16 protein-coding genes and 1 riboswitch are annotated in these 17,931 nt (G+C 71.9%); of the genes, 7 read left to right on the forward strand and 9 right to left on the reverse strand.

Annotation, left to right across the window (positions count from 1 at the left end; translation table 11 throughout):
- Nucleotides 1-427 precede the first annotated feature (427 nt).
- Nucleotides 428-1,288, reverse strand: coding sequence for a septum formation family protein (locus tag AB0C26_RS00550; protein ID WP_360239230.1), 861 nt, complete (start codon nt 1,286-1,288; stop codon nt 428-430).
- 92 nt (nt 1,289-1,380) lie between these two features.
- On the opposite strand from AB0C26_RS00550, the gene rpe reads away from it, so the two are divergent.
- The 6 genes from rpe to ribH all read left to right on the forward strand — a co-directional run bounded on the left by rpe (nt 1,381) and on the right by ribH (nt 6,958).
- Nucleotides 1,381-2,049: a ribulose-phosphate 3-epimerase gene (rpe, locus tag AB0C26_RS00555; protein ID WP_360239233.1), complete on the forward strand. Its 669-nt coding sequence runs from the start codon at nt 1,381-1,383 to the stop codon at nt 2,047-2,049.
- The gene (locus tag AB0C26_RS00560; protein WP_360239236.1) at nt 2,046-3,062 is read left to right on the forward strand and encodes a response regulator; all 1,017 of its coding nucleotides are present in this window, start codon (nt 2,046-2,048) and stop codon (nt 3,060-3,062) included. Before rpe ends, AB0C26_RS00560 begins: the two co-directional genes overlap by 4 nt.
- Nucleotides 3,063-3,160: 98 nt before the next feature.
- Nucleotides 3,161-3,336: riboswitch (FMN riboswitch) on the forward strand.
- Between the two features lie 121 nt (nt 3,337-3,457).
- Nucleotides 3,458-4,543, forward strand: coding sequence for a bifunctional diaminohydroxyphosphoribosylaminopyrimidine deaminase/5-amino-6-(5-phosphoribosylamino)uracil reductase RibD (ribD, locus tag AB0C26_RS00565; RefSeq protein WP_360239239.1), 1,086 nt, complete (start codon nt 3,458-3,460; stop codon nt 4,541-4,543).
- Nucleotides 4,544-4,637: 94 nt separating this feature from the next.
- Nucleotides 4,638-5,237, forward strand: coding sequence for a riboflavin synthase (locus AB0C26_RS00570; protein ID WP_360239242.1), 600 nt, complete (start codon nt 4,638-4,640; stop codon nt 5,235-5,237).
- Complete coding sequence (locus AB0C26_RS00575) at nt 5,230-6,435, forward strand: bifunctional 3,4-dihydroxy-2-butanone-4-phosphate synthase/GTP cyclohydrolase II (RefSeq protein ID WP_360239245.1); 1,206 nt, start codon at nt 5,230-5,232, stop codon at nt 6,433-6,435. The genes AB0C26_RS00570 and AB0C26_RS00575 overlap by 8 nt, the downstream gene beginning before the upstream one ends.
- 46 nt (nt 6,436-6,481) lie before the next feature.
- Nucleotides 6,482-6,958, forward strand: a complete 477-nt coding sequence (gene ribH, locus AB0C26_RS00580) for a 6,7-dimethyl-8-ribityllumazine synthase (protein ID WP_360239248.1) — start codon at nt 6,482-6,484, stop codon at nt 6,956-6,958.
- Here ribH and AB0C26_RS00585 read toward each other — a convergent pair.
- From AB0C26_RS00585 to AB0C26_RS00615, 7 genes are all read right to left on the reverse strand, one after another.
- Nucleotides 6,955-7,344, reverse strand: coding sequence for a hypothetical protein (locus AB0C26_RS00585; RefSeq protein WP_360239251.1), 390 nt, complete (start codon nt 7,342-7,344; stop codon nt 6,955-6,957). The genes ribH and AB0C26_RS00585 overlap by 4 nt on opposite strands.
- A complete protein-coding gene (locus AB0C26_RS00590; protein WP_360239254.1) occupies nt 7,341-7,721 on the reverse strand; it encodes a hypothetical protein in 381 nt (126 codons plus the stop codon). Before AB0C26_RS00590 ends, AB0C26_RS00585 begins: the two co-directional genes overlap by 4 nt.
- A 238-nt stretch (nt 7,722-7,959) precedes the next feature.
- Nucleotides 7,960-9,435 (reverse strand): transcription antitermination factor NusB, encoded by a 1,476-nt coding sequence (locus AB0C26_RS00595; protein WP_360239257.1) that lies wholly within the window; start codon nt 9,433-9,435, stop codon nt 7,960-7,962.
- The gene (gene fmt, locus AB0C26_RS00600) at nt 9,432-10,358 is read right to left on the reverse strand and encodes a methionyl-tRNA formyltransferase (protein WP_360239260.1); all 927 of its coding nucleotides are present in this window, start codon (nt 10,356-10,358) and stop codon (nt 9,432-9,434) included. Before fmt ends, AB0C26_RS00595 begins: the two co-directional genes overlap by 4 nt.
- Before the next feature lie 4 nt (nt 10,359-10,362).
- The gene (gene def, locus AB0C26_RS00605; protein WP_360239263.1) at nt 10,363-10,920 is read right to left on the reverse strand and encodes a peptide deformylase; all 558 of its coding nucleotides are present in this window, start codon (nt 10,918-10,920) and stop codon (nt 10,363-10,365) included.
- A 36-nt stretch (nt 10,921-10,956) separates the two neighbouring features.
- Complete coding sequence (locus AB0C26_RS00610; RefSeq protein WP_360239266.1) at nt 10,957-12,132, reverse strand: cytochrome P450; 1,176 nt, start codon at nt 12,130-12,132, stop codon at nt 10,957-10,959.
- A 14-nt stretch (nt 12,133-12,146) separates the two neighbouring features.
- Nucleotides 12,147-12,980 carry an NAD-dependent epimerase/dehydratase family protein gene (locus AB0C26_RS00615; protein WP_360239269.1) on the reverse strand — a complete coding sequence of 278 codons (834 nt, stop codon included), beginning with the start codon at nt 12,978-12,980 and terminating at the stop codon, nt 12,147-12,149.
- Between the two features lie 123 nt (nt 12,981-13,103).
- Between AB0C26_RS00615 and AB0C26_RS00620 the strand changes: the two genes are divergently transcribed.
- Nucleotides 13,104-16,073 carry a hypothetical protein gene (locus AB0C26_RS00620; RefSeq protein WP_360239272.1) on the forward strand — a complete coding sequence of 990 codons (2,970 nt, stop codon included), beginning with the start codon at nt 13,104-13,106 and terminating at the stop codon, nt 16,071-16,073.
- Here the strand turns inward: AB0C26_RS00620 and AB0C26_RS00625 are convergent.
- Nucleotides 16,070-16,663 (reverse strand): hypothetical protein, encoded by a 594-nt coding sequence (locus AB0C26_RS00625; RefSeq protein WP_360239275.1) that lies wholly within the window; start codon nt 16,661-16,663, stop codon nt 16,070-16,072. The two genes, AB0C26_RS00620 and AB0C26_RS00625, sit on opposite strands and share 4 nt — an antisense overlap.
- Nucleotides 16,664-17,931: the final 1,268 nt, after the last annotated feature.

A 17,931-nucleotide genomic window follows, 5' to 3' on the forward strand; every position in this document is an offset into this window, starting at 1 on the left:
TCGTCGACCCCGGCCGACATCAGCGTCTCGGCCAAAGTTCACACCGTCGCCCGCGGGATCGCCCTCGGCGGCCCCGACTGCGTGGCGGCACGGATTTCCGTTGGGCGGCGGCGAGCGGATGCCTCTGCGGCGGCGCGCATAGCCGTGGACTGCGGCGCGGATGGTCGTGGACCGCGGCGCGCATAGCCGGGGGCGCGGCGCGCGTAGCCGTGGGACGCGGCGCGAGTTCCGGCGGGGAGCGGTGCTGCGTCGTGGCCGCGCAAGTCGGCTGGGTGGTCGCTGATTGTGCGGGGAGCGGCGCTGGGTGTGGGGTGCCGGTGGTGCAGAGGCGCGGAACGCGCCCTGTGGCCCGGTGTGGCCTCCCGGGCCGCGTTCGACGGAGCGGGGGCTGTGCCGTTGCGGTTGGGTGGGCGCGGATGCGTACTTTCTAGCGGTATGTGTAGTGGATTTTGAGTTTTTTGGTGCCGGCGTTGCGGTAGGAGCCCGTCATCTTCTCGCCGTTGAGCCAGAGGAAGCAGCGGACCGCGCGGTCGCCCTGGCGCCAGGAGTCCTTGTCGGGTGGGAAGCCCAGCCAGCCGACGCGGTTCTTGATGGTGTTGTCGTTCGGGACGCCGGTGAACTTCGCGATCGCCGCGTTGCAGCCCTTTTCCATCTCGGCCGACGTGACCGCGGCCGATGTGGGGCGCTTGCTCACGAAGAGGCCGGCGAACTCCGACGTGTGCTCGGCCGCGCAGCTCACCGTGCGCAGGCCGGTCACCTGGTCGCCCTGGACGGCGGCGTCGGCGCAGGTCATCTTGAGGTTTGCGGCGCCTTTCAAGCCGTCGCGGACGCTGCTCGAGCGGCGGACCAGCGTGCCGTCGGACGGTGACGTCTCGGCCAGGTCGCAGCGGACCCAGCGGGCGCCGCCCGACCAGGCCTCGTCGCTGGGGAACACCGGTTGCAGCAGCAGCCAGCCGGTGCGCCAGTCGCCGCCGACGTAGCCGTTGGCCCGTGTCGAGCACTCCTGGAAGGCTTTGGCCTCGCGGGTCGCCGTGGTCACCTCGCCCAGGTCGGCCACCGCGAACGTCTCGGCCACGTGTGGGTCCTGGCACGAGACGGGGCCGTCGTCGCCGAGCGCCGAGGTCTCGGCCAGGTCGGCGTGGCAGCCGTCAGTCGGGCGGAACTGGAGCGCGGCCGGCGGGGTGTGCCAGCCGTCGGTCAGGTCGCCGTCGACCCCCTGGGGAAGCTCGCCGCACCCGGCCAGGGCGAACATCAAGGCGCCGGCCAGGACGGCCGCCCACCTTCGCATCGTGTGTCCCCCGCTCTCGAATCAAGAGGGGTCACTCTATCGGTTGTCCACAGGCCGTGAAGACCGGCGGCCGGAGGCCATACACTTCAGCCGTGACACCATCGCCGATCATCGCCCCGAGCATTCTGGCCGCCGACTTCGCGCGTCTCGCCGACGAGGTGCGCGCGATCGAGGGCGCTGCCGACTGGGTGCACGTGGACGTCATGGACAACCATTTCGTGCCCAATCTGACGATCGGGTTGCCGGTGGTGCAGAGCCTGCGCAAGGCGACGGAGATCCCGTTCGACGTGCACCTGATGATCACCGATCCGGAGCGCTGGGCGCCGGGGTACGCCGAGGCCGGCGCCTACAACGTCACCTTCCACGCCGAGGCCTGCGAGGACCCGGTTCACCTGGCCAAGACGCTGCGCGCGGCCGGGGCCAAGGCGGGCCTGGCCATCGACCGGGACACCCCGGTGGAGCCCTACCTCGAGCTGCTTCCCTATGTGGACACCGTCCTGATCATGACGATCAAGGCCGGTTTCGGCGGGCAGAAGTTCATGCCCGAGATGCTGGGCAAGGTGCGCGACGTGCGGCGGCGCATCTCGGCGAAAGATCTTGATGTGCGGCTCGAGGTCGACGGCGGGATCGCGGCCGACACCATCGAGCAGGCGGCCGAGGCCGGCGCCGACGCGTTCGTGGCCGGCACGGCGGTCTACGGCGCGGCCGACCCGGCCGAGGCGATCCGTAAGCTCCGTGCCCTCGCGGAAGGGGTCTCATGAGCACTGGGGTCATCCCCGACAAGCCCGACGAGCTCGGTCGCGAGCCCGATGACCGGCCCGACCTCATCCTGGTCGTCGACGACGACCAGGACATCGCCAGCTTCGTGGAGTTCAACCTCAAGGTCCACGGGTACGACGTGGTCCGCGCCCGCGACGGGCAGGACGCGCTCGAGGTGATGGAGACCAAGCGGCCCGACCTGGCCGTGGTCGACTGGATGATGCCGCGCATGGACGGCGTCGAGCTGACCCGCCGGCTGCGCGCCGAGCCGCTCACCTCGGCCCTCCCGGTCATCATGCTGACCGCCAAGAGCATGACCGTCGACAAGGTGGTGGGTCTCACCGCCGGCGTCGACGACTACCTGGTCAAGCCGTTCGACACCGCCGAGCTGATCGCCCGCGTCTCCTCCACGCTGCGGCGCAACAAGGAGTTCCGCGAGGTGTCGCCGCTGACCGGCCTGCCCGGCAACGCCCGGGTCCGGCGCGAGATCGCCGACCGGATGAAGGCGGGCGGGGAGTACTCGGTCGGCTACATCGACGTCGACCGGTTCAAGAGCGTGAACGACGTGTACGGCTTCGACCGCGGCGACGAGTTCATCACCGAGCTCGCCCGCAGCCTGCACCGCGCGGTGGTCGCGGTGGGGCCGCCCTCGATCTTCCTGGGCCACATCGGCGGCGACGACTTCGTCTTCATCTGTACGCCGGACCAGGTGCTGCCGCTGACCAAGCGCACGGTGACCGACTTCGAGCAGTCGGCCGACCAGCTGTACGACCCGGAGGACGCGCGCCGGGGCTACATCGAGGTGCCCGACCGGCGCGGCAACAAGAACCGGGCCGCCCTGGTGACCCTGTCCATCGGCGTCGCCCAGGCGACGGTCGACGGCCGGCGCTTCACCGATCCCCGCGTGGTGATCGCGGTGGCCTCCGAGATGAAGAAGGTCGCCAAGTCCCAGCCGGGGTCGTATGTCGCCATCGACCGCCGCCGCGCCGAGTCCGAGGACGAGGCCGACGCGTAAAGGTCGTGCAACATGTTCGTCAAGCTGAGGACATGTGACATGTCTCGCCCCGAGGTGGCAAAAACGACCGCGCGTGTAAAACTCGTGGGTGACCCACCACGCGCTGGCGGGACTCGGTGAAATTCCGAACCGGCGGTGATCCGGCCTTCTCAGGCCGGTAAGCCCGCGACCCGGACGTCGTCACCACGACGGACGGTGGATCTGGTGAGAACCCAGAGCCGACGGTTGATCGGGCGAAAGCTCGGTCAGACAGTCCGGATGGGAGACAGCGCGCGGAATCGGATGCTGCCCTCGGCAGCGCCGGGGTGCGCGAAGCGTACCCTCATGTCCGATTCCCGGCGTTTCCTCCCTCTTCCTCCAGCGCTTGGTCAGTAGCGCGCGAGAGGAAGACGCGGATGGTGACCGAGGACGAGGCGATGCGCCGCGCGATCGCGCTGGCCGCCAGGGGCCTCGGCACGACCAGCCCCAACCCGGTGGTCGGCTGCATCCTGCTCGACGCCGACGGCGAGGTCGTCGGTGAGGGCTTCCACGCGTACGCCGGCGGGCCGCACGCCGAGATCGTCGCGCTGGCCCAGGCCGGGCAGCGGGCCCGTGGCGGCACCGCCGTCGTCACCCTCGAACCGTGCAACCACACCGGGCGGACCGGGCCGTGCAGCCAGGCGCTGATCGGCGCCGGTGTCCGCCGGGTGGTCATCGCCGTCGACGACCCGACCCCGGTCGCGGCCGGCGGCGCGGTCACCTTGCGGGCCGCGGGCATCCACGTCGAGACCGGCGTCCGCCGCCAGGAGGCCAGCCAGGGCAACATCGCCTGGCTGACCGCGGTGCGGCGCGGCCGGCCGTACGTGACCTGGAAGTTCGCGGCCACCCTGGACGGGCGGTCGGCGGCCGCCGACGGCACCAGCCAGTGGATCACCTCGCAGCCGGCCCGGACCGACGTGCACGCGCTGCGGGCCACCGTCGACGCGATCGTGGCCGGCGTCGGCACGGTCCTGGCCGACGATCCGCAGCTGACCGTCCGTGATCTGCGGGACGGTTCGCTCGCCATCAAGCAGCCGCTGCGTGTGGTGGTGGACTCGCACGGGCGTACCCCGAAAACAGCGCGAGTGAACGACGCCGCCGCGCCCACCTGGGTCGTCACGACCAGCGAGATCGGCGCCGGCCCGGACGGGCGCGTCGACCTGAACGCCCTGCTCACCGCCCTGCACGGCCGGGGCATCCGGTCCGTGCTGCTGGAGGGCGGCCCGACGCTGGCCGGCGCCTTCCTCGCGGCCGGGCTGGTCGACCAGGTGGTCGGTTATGTCGCGCCCAAGCTGCTCGGCGCCGGCAAGACGGCCCTGCTCGACGCGGGTGTCGCCACGATCGGCGACGCCATCGACCTTGATCTCACCGATATCGCGCAGATCGGCCCTGACCTGCGCTTCACGGCAACGCTCCGACAGAAGCCATCCGAGCACCCCGCCCGCCACCCTTATTCGGACTGAAGCCATCCGACCACCCCGCCCGCCGCCCTTATTCGGACTGAAGCCATCCGACCACCCCGCCCGCCACCCTTAATTCGGACTGAAGAGGTATTCAATGTTCACCGGAATCGTCGAAGAACTGGGTGAGGTCGTCGGCCTCACCGACACCGGCGGCGACTCGGCCGTGCTCGCCGTGCGCGGGCCGCTGGTCACGTCGGACGCGCGGCACGGCGACTCGATCTCGGTAAACGGGGTCTGCCTGACCGTCATCGACAACGTCGACGGCGTCTTCACCGCCGACGTGATGGGTGAGACGCTGCGGCGTTCGTCGCTGGGCGCGCTCGAGGAGGGCAGCCCGGTCAACCTGGAGCGGGCGGCCGCGCTCGGCAGCCGCCTCGGTGGTCACCTGGTCCAGGGGCACGTGGACGGGGTCGCGCGGATCGTCGCTCGCGAGCCGGGCGCGGACTGGGAGGTCGTGCGGTTCTCTCTGCCGGCCGCCCTCTCCCGCTACGTCGTGGAGAAGGGCTCGATCACCGTGGACGGGGTGTCCCTGACCGTCATGGCGGTGGATGACGAAACGTTCAGTGTGGGACTCATCCCCACCACCTCCAAGCTGACGGTGCTGGGCGGCAAGGACGTCGGCGACCCCGTGAACCTCGAGGTCGACGTGATCGCGAAGTACGTCGAGAAGATGCTGGGGAGCCGCAATGTTTGAGGACATCGAGCGCGCCGTCAAGGACATCGCCGCCGGTAAGGCCGTCATCGTCGTCGACGACGAGGACCGCGAGAACGAGGGCGACCTGATCTTCGCGGCCGAGAAGGCCACGCCCGAGCTGGTCGCCTTCATGGTCCGCTACACCTCGGGCTACATCTGCGTGCCGATCCCCGAGTCGGAGGCCGACCGCCTCGACCTGCCCCCTCAGTTCCACACCAACCAGGACGCCCGCGGTACGGCGTACGCCGTGACCGTCGACGCCCGTGAAGGCGTGGCCACGGGCATCTCGGCCGCCGACCGCGCGCGCACCATCCGCCTGCTCGCCTCGGCCGAGACCCAGCCCACCGACCTGACCCGCCCCGGGCACGTGGTGCCGCTGCGGGCCCGCGCCGGCGGCGTGCTGCGCCGTCCCGGGCACACCGAGGCCTCGATCGACCTGGCCGAGATGGCCGGGCTGCGGCCGGCCGGCGTGCTCTGCGAGATGGTGAACGACGACGGCACCATGCAGCGCCGCCCCGACCTGGAGAAGTTCGCGGCCGAGCACGACCTGGCGCTGATCACGATCGCCGACCTGGTCGCCTACCGCAAGCACCGCGAGTCGCAGGTGCAGCGGGTCGTCGAGACCCGGCTGCCGACCGAGCACGGCGACTTCACCGCGGTCGGCTACCGGGCGCTGGTCGACGACGGCGAGCACGTGGCGCTGGTCTTCGGCGAGATCGGTGACGGCGAGGACGTGCTGGTGCGGGTGCACTCCGAGTGCCTGACCGGCGACGTCTTCGGTTCGAAGCGCTGCGACTGCGGCCCTCAGCTCGACGCGGCCCTGGAGCGGGTGGCGGCGGCCGGGCGGGGCGTGGTGCTGTACATGCGCGGGCACGAGGGCCGGGGCATCGGACTGCTGCACAAGCTCCAGGCCTACCAGCTGCAGGACAAGGGCTTCGACACGGTCGACGCCAACCTGGAGCTCGGCCTGCCGGCGGACGCGCGTGATTACGGGACCGGGGCGCAGATTTTGTACGACCTGGGCGTGCGCTCGATGCGGCTGCTCACCAACAATCCGGCCAAGCGGGCCGGGCTCGAGGGCTACGGCCTGACCATCACCGGCCGGGAGGAGCTGCCCGTGCGGCTGCACCCGGAGAACGTGCACTACCTGCGCACCAAGCGGGACCGCATGGGGCACCTGTTCGAGGCGTTGGGCTGACTCCCGCGCTTTATGGCACGATACTGTCCGATAAAGGGGGACTTACATGGCCGGCTTCGGTGATCCGCATCTGCAGACCGTCGACGCGAAGGGGCTGCGCCTCGGCATCGTCGGCTCCCGCTGGCACGCCGACCTGATCGATCACATGATCGAGCGGGCCAAGGCGGCCGCGGAGGCGTGCGGCGTCGAGGACATCGTCGTGCACCGGGTGGCGGGCGCGGTCGAGCTGCCGATCGTCGCCCAGGCCCTGGCCCGCCAGTGCGACGCGGTGGTCGCCCTCGGCGTGGTCATCAAGGGCGAGACCGACCACTTCAAGTACGTGAACGACTCCGTCACCGCGGGCCTGACCCGGGTCGCGCTGGACGAGGCCACCCCGGTCGGCCACGGCGTCCTGACCGTGCAGAGCCTGGGCCAGGCCCGCGACCGCGCCGGCCTGGAGGACTCGGTCGAGGACAAGGGCTGGGCCACCGCGGTCGCCGTCCTGGACGCCGCCCTCGTCCTGCGCGAGCTGGCAAAACCCTAGGGCAGCCTGGTGATGCGGATCTGCTGGTTGAGTGGGGTGCTGGCGCAACCCTGCTCATCGCAGACGACGACCTGCATGGCGAGGGTCGCCTTCCCGCGCTCGAAGGGCGCGCCGGTGATGCTCGCGGTCACGCGCTGGGTGTAGAGCAGGCCCGGGCCCGAGCAGGTCAGCTCCTTCACTCCCGTGCCCTGGGCCAGGAGGCCGTCGGAGGGGCGGGCCTGCGCCACGGTCACCGTCGCGGTGCCGGTGAAGCCCTCCGGGCATGCGACCCCGAACGCCACGTCGACCGCCGCCCCGCGGGCGGCGATCGTCGTCCACAGGAGGTCGATCGTGGCCACCGGCGGGGTGGTCAGCAGGAGGGCCGCCGCGAGCGCCGGGGCGATCACTTCGTGATCCGGATGGTCTCGTCGAACGGGATGACCTCGCACGCGGTGGGAGTGCAGACCGTCCGGACGGTGCGGGCGGTGGCCGGGCCCCGGGTGAACAGGGCGCCGGCCGGGTCCCGGTCGACGAGCAGGACGAGCTGCTGGGCGCTACCGGTGCAGTCGGCCTTCTTGCGGCGGGTGCCCTGGGCTATCGCGGTGCCGTTGACCGCGGTCACCGTCACCTCGGCCCGCAGGGTGGCGCCGGCCGGGCAGGTGGCGGAGAGCGTGACGCGTACGCGGGAACCGTCGAGGCGGAGCTCGGCGGCGACGACTCTGGTGGTGGAAGTGGCCGATGGGGCTACCAGGAGTGCGGCCAGAACGGCGGAGACAGGGTGCATGGCGGTCCTTCCCCCCGGGCAGGAGGCCGCCTTCCCCGTGATCAGCGGTTCACCCCGGTGCCCGCCATCACACCCTGTCATCACAGAACTACTGTCGTCAATCTCCGGGGCGGCCGACCGGTTTTCGGGTGACCACAACTACACGCGAAAGGCGCGCCGCGGCCTCTCGTTTCGCGAGAGGCCGCGCGGCGCCGCCGGCTCTGGATTGCTGCGGTTGGGGGCCGCCGCAGGCGTACCTCTAAGTGGTCCTTCGCAAGACGGCCAGGAACATGGCGTCAGTGCCGTGCTTGTGAGGCCAGAGTTGCACCGTCGGGCCGGTGCCGAGGCCGGGCATGCCCGGCGGGAGCAGCGGCCGGGCGTCGACGAAATCGACCTCGACGCCGCTGCGGCGGGCGCCCTCGGTCACCGTCACCTGGGTCTCCACCATGTGGGGGGAGCAGGTCACGTAGGCCACCACGCCGCCCGGGCGGACCGCTCGCAGTGCTGCCACCAGGAGTTCTCGCTGCAGCTTGGTCAGCGGTGGCAGGTCGGCGGGCTGGCGGCGCCAGCGGGACTCGGGGCGGCGGCGCAGGGAGCCCAGGCCCGTGCACGGGGCGTCGACCAGGACGCGGTCGAAGGACTCCTCGGGCAGGTCGGGGTCGCGGCCCACCGAGCGGCCGTCCACCGGCAGGACCGTGACCGGCATGCCCTCGGTGGCCTTCTCCACCAGGCGGGCCCGGTGTTCGGCGACCTCGACCGCCGTCACCTCGGCGCCCCGGGCCGACGCGATGGCGCCGATCAGGCCCGTCTTGCCGCCGGGGCCCGCGCAGAGGTCGAGCCAGCGGGTGTCGCGGCCCTCGATCGGGGCGGCCAGCAGGGCCGCGGCCACCAGCTGGGAGCCCTCGTCCTGCACGTGGGCGCGACCCTCGCGGATGGCCGCCAGCTCGCGCGGGGAACCGCCGTTGAGGTAGACCGCGTACGGCGAGAACGCGGCCGGCACGCCGCCGACCTCGTCGGCCAGCTCGATGGCGTCGGCCCGGCCGGGACGGGCGCACAGGTGCACGACCGGCGGCTGGTTGTCCTCGATCAGCAGGCGGGTGGTGTCGGCCAGGTCGCCGCCGAGCGCCTCGTCGAAGGCCCGGACGATCCACTGCGGGTGGTTGTGCAGCACCGACAGGTTGCCGATCGGGTCTTCGGAGTACGGCGGGGCGAGCCGCTCGAGCCACGCCTCGAGCGGCGTCTCGGAGATCGTGCGCATCACGGCGTTGGCGAAGCCGGCCGCGCCCGGGGCGACCGAGCGCACCAGGTCGACGGTCTGGTTCACCGCGGCGTGCGCCGGCACCCGGGTGTGCAGCAACTGGTAAGCGCCGAGCCGCAGCGCGTCACGGGCCGGCGGGTCGATGCGCGACACCTCCCGGCCGGCCGCCGAGGCGATGATCAGGTCGAGCGTGCCCAGCGTGCGCAGCGTGCCGTAGGTCAGCTCGGTCGCGAACGCCGCGTCCCGCCCGTCCAGCCCCATGTCCCGCAGGATCTCGGAGAGGACGAGATTGGCGTACGCGTCGTCGCGGTGCACGGCCGCGATCGCCTCGTACGCGGCCTGGCGGGCCGGGTCGGACGGTGGGCGGCCGGCGCGCGGCGCCCGTCCCGAGCGGGAGTCACGGTCGTAGCCCGGTCCCTCGACGCCGCGGCGCGGACGTCCGGAACCGTGCGGCCTGCTGGCCCTGTGGTCGGTCACTGAAGCTTCTCCCCCGGCTGGATCCGCAGCCCTCGTGCCCAGTCGGTGGCCGGCATCGGCTTCTTGCCGGCCGCCCTCACCTCGGAAAGCGCGACCGGTGTGGTCGCCGTGCCCACGAGCACCTGGGTGCGCTCGACGAGCAGGTCGCCCGGCGCGAGCTGGGGCGCGTTGGCCACCGGGCGCACCGGTCCCAGCTTGAGCCGGTCGTCGCGCAGGGTCGTCCACGCGCCCGGCGCGGGCGTGCACGCCCGGACGCGACGGTCGACGGCGAACGCCGGGTCGTCCCAGCGGATCCGCGCGTCGTCCACTGTCAGTTTCGGGGCGATGGTCACCCCGTCGGCCGGCTGCGGATGGGCCCGGGCGGCGCCGGCCTCGATCGCGTCGAGCACGGCCACGAGCAGCCCGGCGCCCTCGGTGGCGAGCCGTTCGAGCAGGTCGCCGGAGGTGTCGGTGGGACGGATGTCCTCGGTCAGGGTGCCGTAGACCGGGCCGGTGTCGAGGCCCGCCTCCAGCTCGAACACGCTGGCCCCGGTCACCTCGTCGCCGTGCAGGACGGCGTGTTGCACGGGGGCGGCGCCGCGCCAGGCCGGCAGCAGCGAGAAGTGCAGGTTGACCCAGCCGTGCTTGGGGATCTCGAGGGCGCTCGGCGGGACCAGGGCGCCGTACGCCACGACGGGCACACAGTCGGGGGCGAGCTCGCGCAGGCGCTCCTGGAACTCGGGCTCGCGCGGCTTGGCCGGGGTGAGCACCTCGATGCCGCGCTCGTCGGCCCAGGCGCCGGCCGGCGAGCGGACCAGGCGGCGGCCGCGCCCGGCCGGGGCGTCGGGGCGGGTGACCACGGCCAGCAGCTCGTGGCCGGACGCGGCGATGGCGTCCAGGCTGGGCAGGGTGACGGCCGGCGTGCCGGCGAAGATCAGGCGCACCGGGTCACCGCCCCAGCCCGAAGATGCCCCGGCCGTGCGGGCTCTGCTTGATCGTGGGGGGCTTGCCGGCGTCGTACCACTCGGCGGACCGGATCTGCTTCATCGCGTCCTTGCGGGCGGCGGCGTCGAGCCGGTCGATGAACAGAACCCCGTCGAGGTGGTCGGTCTCGTGCTGCACGCAGCGGGCCATCAGCCCGTCGCCGACCAGCTGGATGGGGTCGCCGTGCTGGTTGAAGCCGGAGGCGACCACGTGCTGGCGGCGCTTGGTGTCGATGTAGACGCCCGGGATGCTCAGGCAGCCCTCGGGACCGTCCTGCTCCTCGTCGTCCGGGAAGGAGAGCACCGGGTTGACGATGTGCCCGACCACGTCATCCACGTCGAAGCTGAACACCCGCAGGCCGACGCCGAGCTGCGGGGCGGCCAGACCGGCGCCGCCCTCGTCCTGCATGGTCTCGGTCAGGTCCTTGACCAGCTTGCGCAGTTCCTTGTCGAAGTCGACGACGGGATCGGCCGGCGACCGGAGCACCGGGTCGCCGAACAGACGGATGGGCTGGACTGTCACGCGACAAGGCTCCTGAGATCGTGGGCTGGCACCCAACTAGTCTACGGAGTGCTCCGGCGTGCCGAGCGTCACCGGCAGGGCCTGGAAACCGCGCAGGTTCATCCTCGGCCTGCGCACCGGTTTCTCGCTCAGCCGCATCTCCGGGAACCTCTGGAAAAGCGCGGGCAGCGCGATCTGCGCCTCCAGCCGCGCGAGGGGTGCGCCGAGGCAGTAGTGGGCGCCCGCGCCGAACGACAGCGGGGTGTTGTTGGGGCGGTCCGGCCAGAATTCGTCGGCCCGGGAAAAGCGGCTGGGGTCGCGGTTGGCCGCTCCGAGCAGCAGGACGAGTTCCGCCCCGGCGTTTATTCGGACATTTCCGATTTGGGTGTCGCGCGTGGCGTAGCGCTCGGTCAGCTGGACCGGCGAGTCGAAGCGGAGGATCTCTTCGACGTACGCCTCCGGCCCCCGTTTTTCCTGGTCGAGCAGCAGGACGATGCCGTTGCCGAGCAGGTTGGTGGTGGTCTCGAAGCCGGCCACGAGCAGGAGCATCAGGTTGCCGAGCAGCTCCCGCCCGGTCAGCTCCCCGCCCTGAGCCAGCGCGGTGGTGAGGTCGCCACCCGGCTCCCGCTGCTTCTTGGCGACGAGGTGGATGAAGTAGTCCTCGAGCTCGACCGCGGCCTCGTGCGCCTTGGCCTCATCCTCCGGGGTCCACCGCACCTCGAGCACGGCGGTCAGCGCCTCGGCCAGCCGCCGGAACTGCCCCCGGTCCTCGGGCGGCACCCCGAGCAGGGCGGTGATCACCCCGATCGGCAGCGGATAGCAGAGTTCCGACATCAGATCGGCCGTGCCGTCCAGCCCGTCCAGCGCCTCGGCGACCTGCTCCTCGATCACCGAACGGAGCGTGCCGACCCGCCGCGCGGTGAAGACCCCCGCGGCGAGCCGGCGCATCCGGGTGTGATCCGGCGGATTGGACCGCAACATCGAGTCGGCGAAGAGTTCGAGCGCCTTGTTGTCACGCCAGTCGTCCCAGCGGCTGTCGAGACGCTTGATGTCGTACGTCTCCATGGCCGCGTCCCGCAGAATGCCGTCCACCGCCGCGTAGCCGGAGACGAAGTAGTACCCGTCGGCCACGGGCAGCACGGGACCGTGCTCCCGCAGCGCCGCGTAGGCGGGCACGGGATCGTGGGTGGCGCTCGGCGACAGCAGGGTCTTCACGGCTTCAGCGGCATCCATGGTGGACATTCTCTCTAGTAGGACTCCCCACGCACATCATCGAGCAGCCCCGGCCGGCTCGGCGCCCACCCGAAGGTCTCCCGCGCCCGCGTTCCGTCCATCCCGCCGCTGCGCGCCAGCACTCCAAGTTGCCCCTGCGCCCGCTCCGGGGCGAGCGACACCGCGGCCGCGCCGGTGCGCTCGGCGATCAGCCGCACGAGCTGCCCCATCTCGAAGGTGTCACCCGGGGCCGCGTTGAAGATCCGGCCGGGTTGCGGCTTCTCCAGCGCCAGCACGAAGAGATCGGCCAGATCGTCCACGTGCACCGCCGCCCAGACCTGCCGGCCCTCGCCGACGAAAGGCACGGTCTTCTGCGTACGGCCGAAGCCCATCAGCCCTTGAATGAGCGCCGATCCCCCGCGCCCGTGAATGAGCGGAACCCGGAGCACCGTGCCCCCGGCCGCGAGCACGGCCCGTTCCCCCAGCACCTTGTGCGGCTGCGCGGCGGTGCTCACGTCGACCGGGTCGTCCTCGCTCAGCTGACCTTCGCCGTAGACGAGACCGGTGCTGGTGTAGACGAACGGCTTGCCGACCAGCATGGCGGTCAACGCGGCCGCCTCGATGTCGGCCATGTTCGGGTCCGCGTAGTCGACGGCGGCGTGGATCACGGCGTCGGCCCGCTCGGCCGCCTCGCGCAGGACCTCTTTCGCGAGCAGATCCCCCGGCACCGGCTCCGCGCCCAGCGCGGCGACCCGTTCGCCGGCCCGCTCCGACCGCGCGAGCGCCTCGACCCGGTGCCCCGCCTCGATCAGGCGCTCCAGCACCACACCACCGAGATAGCCGCTACCTCCGGTGAGAAACACGTTCATGACCAGCTCCCTTCGTGGCGTCGACCGTAGCATGAGAGCGGATTATTTATCCGATCGGATGTGTGATCCGAATCCCGTGGTGGCCGCCGGGAAATGTCAGGGGGTCCGGGCAGAATGGCTGCGATGGCTACCAAGGGCACGCGAGCAGACCGAACACCGGCGGAAACCCTGCCGGTGGCCCGCGTCTGCGTCGACGTCCCCCTGCCCCACCTGGACCGTCTCTTCGACTACCTGGTCGCGTCCACCGACGACGAGGCGGCCCGGCCCGGCGTGCGGGTGAAGGTCCGCTTCGCCGGCCAGCTGGTCAGCGGCTTCCTCCTGGAACGCGCCGAGACGTCCCCCCACGGCGGCAAACTGGCCTACCTCGACAAGGTCGTCTCCCCCGAGCAGGTCCTCGACCCCGAGATCACCCGCCTGGCCCGAGCCATAGCCGACCGCTACGCCGGCAACCTCTGCGACGTCCTGCGCTTGGCCGTACCCCCACGCCACGCCCGGGTCGAGGCCCAGTCCCCCAAGCCAGCGGCCCCCCTCACCCCAGCACCCGTTGATTCCGCAGCCCTCGACCCGGCGGCCAGCACCCCAGCACCGCTCGACCCAGCGCCCCTCGACCCGGCACCCCTCGCCGCAGCGCCCCTTGAGCCAGCGCCCCTCGCCGCAGCGCCTCTCGAGCCAGCGCCCCTCGACCCGGCGCCGCTCGACCCGGCGCCGCTCGACCCGGCGCCGCTCGACCCAGCTGCCAGCCCCTCAGCGCCCCTCACCCCGTCGGCCCATGCCTCGTCGGCCCGCGCTCCCGCAGCCCACCCCTTGGCGGCCCCTGCCCCGTCCCACGCCCACACCGCTGGGCCAGCCGACACCGACCCACCCGCCGGTGCCGCCCCTACCGCGGACGACGCCATTCCTTCCGCCATCGCTTCGGCGGCCGAAGACTTTCCCCAGCCTTCGTCGGCTGCCATCGTCTCGGGCAGTGTCGCCGTGGCCTTCGACTCGGGCATTCGGAAAATGTCTGACCACAGCAACCTCGACCTCGGTCCCGCCGACGGCGCCGCCGGAGCCCTGGGCGCCGAGGTGGCCCCGCCCGCCGGGGTTCCGGATTCGACCGCGGGCGGCCCTATACAACCGGCAGTCCCTGGAGACATAGCGGCCCATAACGCCTCAGATTCCGCCGACGGCCCCGCGGTGGCGGCGGACGGCATGGCCGAGAGCAGCCCGACCGACATGAAGGAAAGCAGCCCGACCGGCTTGACCGAGGTCAGCCCGAGCGGCATGACAGAGGCCGGCAGGACCGGGGCCAGCACGGCCGGCGTGACAGAGGGGGGCACGACCGGGGTCAGCCCGGCCGGCATGACAGCGGCGGGCACGACCAGGGTCAGCCCGGCCGACATGACCCAGGCGGGCACGACCGGGATCAGCCCGGCCGGCATGACAGCGGCGGGCACGATCGGCGCGAGCGGGGTCGGCGCGAGCGGGGTCGGCGCGAGCGGAAGCGGTATGGCGGGCGCGATCGGAGGCCGCGCGGCCGGGAGCGGGGTGACTGGGGCGGCGGTTGAGGTTGGTGGCTGGGGATCGTATGTTGCCGGGCCGGCCTTTCTGCGGGCGGTGGCGGATGGGCGGGACGCGCGGGCGGTCTGGAGCGCGCTGCCGGGTGAGGACTGGGCGGCTCGGATCGCCGAGGCGGCCGCGGCCACTGTTCGGGGTGGGCGCGGGGTTGTCATCGTGGTCGCGGACGCTCGGGATCTCGATCGGGTGGACCGTGCTCTGGGGGTGGCGCTGGGGGCTGGGCAGCATGTGGCGCTGAACGCGGCGCTCGGGCCGGCGGAACGGTACCGGCGGTTTCTCGCGGCCAGCCGGCATCAGGTGCCGGTGGTGGTGGGTACCCGGGCCGCCATGTGGGCGCCGGTGGCCAAGCTTGGGCTCGTGGTCATCTGGGATGACGGGGACGACCTGCACGGGGAGCCGCGGGCGCCGTATCCGCACGCGCGTGAGGTGCTTCTGACGCGGGCTCAGCTGAGCGGGTCGGCTGCGCTTGTGGCGGGCTTCGCGCGTACGGGCGAAGGGCAGTTGCTCCTCGAGACGGGCTGGGCCAAGGAGATCAGTGCCGGGCGGGACGTGCTGCGGCGGCGGGCACCGGCGATCCAGCCGACCGGTGACGATCCGCAGCTCGCGCGCGATCCGGGCGCCGCTACCGCGCGGCTGCCCAGTCTGGCCTGGCAGGCGGCTCGGCAAGCGCTGCAGGCGGGGACCCCGGTTCTGGTTCAGGTTCCCCGGCGGGGCTATCTGCCGTCGATCGCCTGCGCCGATTGCCGTACGCCCGCGCGCTGTCCCCATTGTTCCGGCTCGCTAGAGCTTTCCGGCGCCCGCGACGTGCCCACCTGCCGGTGGTGCGGCCGGGCCGCCGCCGCGTACGCGTGCCCCACGTGCGGCGGCCGGCGCCTGCGCGCTTCGGTGACCGGCGCCCGCCGTACCGCCGAGGAATTGGGCCGTGCCTTCCCCGGGGCGACGGTACGCACGTCCGGACGGGACGAGGTCCTGGACACCGTCCCGGCCGAGCCGAGCGTCGTCGTGTCCACTCCGGGCGCCGAACCGGTCGCCGTCGGCGGCTACGGCGCCGTGCTCCTGCTCGACACGTGGGCCCTGCTGACCCGCTCCGACCTGCGCGCCGCCGAGGAGACCATGCGCCGCTGGCTCAACGCGGCCGCCCTGGCCAAACCCGCCCCGCACGGCCGTGTCATCGTCGTCGCCGACGGCTCCCTGGCCACTGTTCAGGCGCTGATCCGCTGGGATCCCGCCTGGTTCGCCACCCGCGAACTCACCGAACGCCGGGAGCTCGGCTTTCCGCCGGCCGCCCGCATGGCCAGCGTCACCGGCCTGACCGAAGCCGTCAACGACTTCCTGAACACCGCGCGCCTACCGGCCGGCGTGGAACTCCTCGGCCCGGTTCCCGCCCAGGACGACCAGGAACGCATGCTCCTGCGGGTCCCGCGCTCCCAGGCCGCCCCGCTGGCTCACGCCCTGCATGAGGCGGCCGCCGTTCGCAGCGCCAAAAAGGCCCCTCAGCCCGTACGCATCGAAGTGGACCCCACGGCCCTCTTCTAACCCACGGCCAGGTCGAACGTGCCGTCCTCCAGCCGCTTGATGAAGTCGGCCGCGTCCGGCGCCTGCACGACGGCGTCCGCCCACGACTCGCTGGCGTTGCTGACCATCAGCACGGGAGCCGGATCCTGCCGCAGGTCGAACACGAAATTCTCGAGACCACCGTCGCCACCGATCAGCGCGATCCCCGGGAACCGCTCCTCGGCCTCCCAGATCGCCAGGATCTCGCGCCCCTCCGCCGGCGGGTACAGCCACACGTACTTCCCCGAGGCGAGCAGCCCCCGCCGAAACCACGACGGCGACTGCAAATAGGCCCGCCACGCCGCCGGCAACGACGGGCCGCCCGCGAACTCCGCGTCATCCACCGCCCCGCGAAAGTCCACAGCCTCCACAATCGTCCCCGCCAGCTGCGTGTTCAGCTCCGCCACATCCCCGGCGGCGACCACGAGCCCGTCGCCGGGAACCGCACCGTCCGCAAAGAACTCCCGCCGAACCTCGAGCTTCAGTACGAAGCCCGCACCTTCCCGCCCCACGATCTCTTCCCGGGCAACACGTTCCGCGGCCCCCCGCCCGGCAAACACGCGAAGGTCCACCCCACCAGGCAACGCCCGCCACTCACCGGCCTCGATCTTCGCAAAGTCCCCGGCCCCCACCGCACACCACAGAGTGACGGCGTCCTCAGTTAGATCTCGACCCATGCCCGAAGAGACTACCGCCAAGATCATCCCCTCTCGCCATCCTCCCCAGCTCAGAATGCATCCTGCCCCCTTTTCCAACCCCAGACCCCTTTCGTCCCCACCCCCACCGTCCTTAACCCACAGTGACCACCCCGCCCACCCCCGCAGACCAAGCCCCTCCCCACACGCACCGCCCCCAGACATCACCGATGGCCAACGCGCACGAAGGAGGCCCAACCCGAAGACGCGCCACCCAGGAGCCGCAGGCTTAGGAAGGCGCGGACCAAGCAACGCGCAGACCGAGCAACGCGCGCACCGAGCAACGCGTGGACCGAGGACGCCGCAAACCCCCGGAACTGCGGCCCGCGGTAAGCGCCGCAGACCGAGGAAGACGCGAACCCAGGCAACATTCGAACCACGAGACAATCGACTCACCAAAGTGACGGGCCGAGTCCGGGCCTACCAAGGTGGTGGGTGCGGAACGAGCCTTCCAAGGCATGCGGTCCGCCAGCGCAACGAACGCGACAAGACCACAGACGAGGAAGGCAGCCGCCAAGCCGACCAGCGAACCAAGCGAGACGCCGGACCGAGCCAGGCAGCCGACCAAGCCAGCCCACAGACCGATCCAGACGCCGGACAAAGGCTGGCGCAGGGGCTGGGGCTGGCGCAGGGGCTGGGGCTGGCGCAGGGGCTGGGGCTGGCGCAGGGGCTGGGCTGGCGCAGGGGTTGGGCCGGCGCAGGGGTTGGGCCGGCGCAGGGGTTGGGCCGGCGCAGGGGTTGGGCCGGCGCAGGGGTTGGGCCGGCGAATGGGTTGGGCCGGCGCAGGGCTGAAGCAGGCGCAGGTCTGAAGCAGCCAGCGGACCAAGCCCGGCAGGGCACCAAGCCAACCGACAAACCCGCGCGACCGGCCTGGAATTGCCGCCCAGCCCCCCACCCAGCCCGGCCTGCCCGACAGACCCGCCCACCCGAACCCCAGCGCGGCAGCGAACCCCGCCCCACACCCAGGCGCAAGGTGAAAGCCCACCCCTCGTACCACCAAGCAGCCAGTGCCCCCCGACTGCCCGGCACCGAAACCCCACGCAAGGTTGAGGGCCGGGTGTGGCCGACCCAGACGTAAAGCGCTCCCCAGCCAGTCAGGGTCGGCCACACCCGGCCCTCAACCGTCCCAGCACAAGCAAAAAGCC

This window comes from Actinoplanes sp. NPDC048796 (genome assembly GCF_040650035.1).
GTDB lineage: Bacteria > Actinomycetota > Actinomycetes > Mycobacteriales > Micromonosporaceae > Actinoplanes.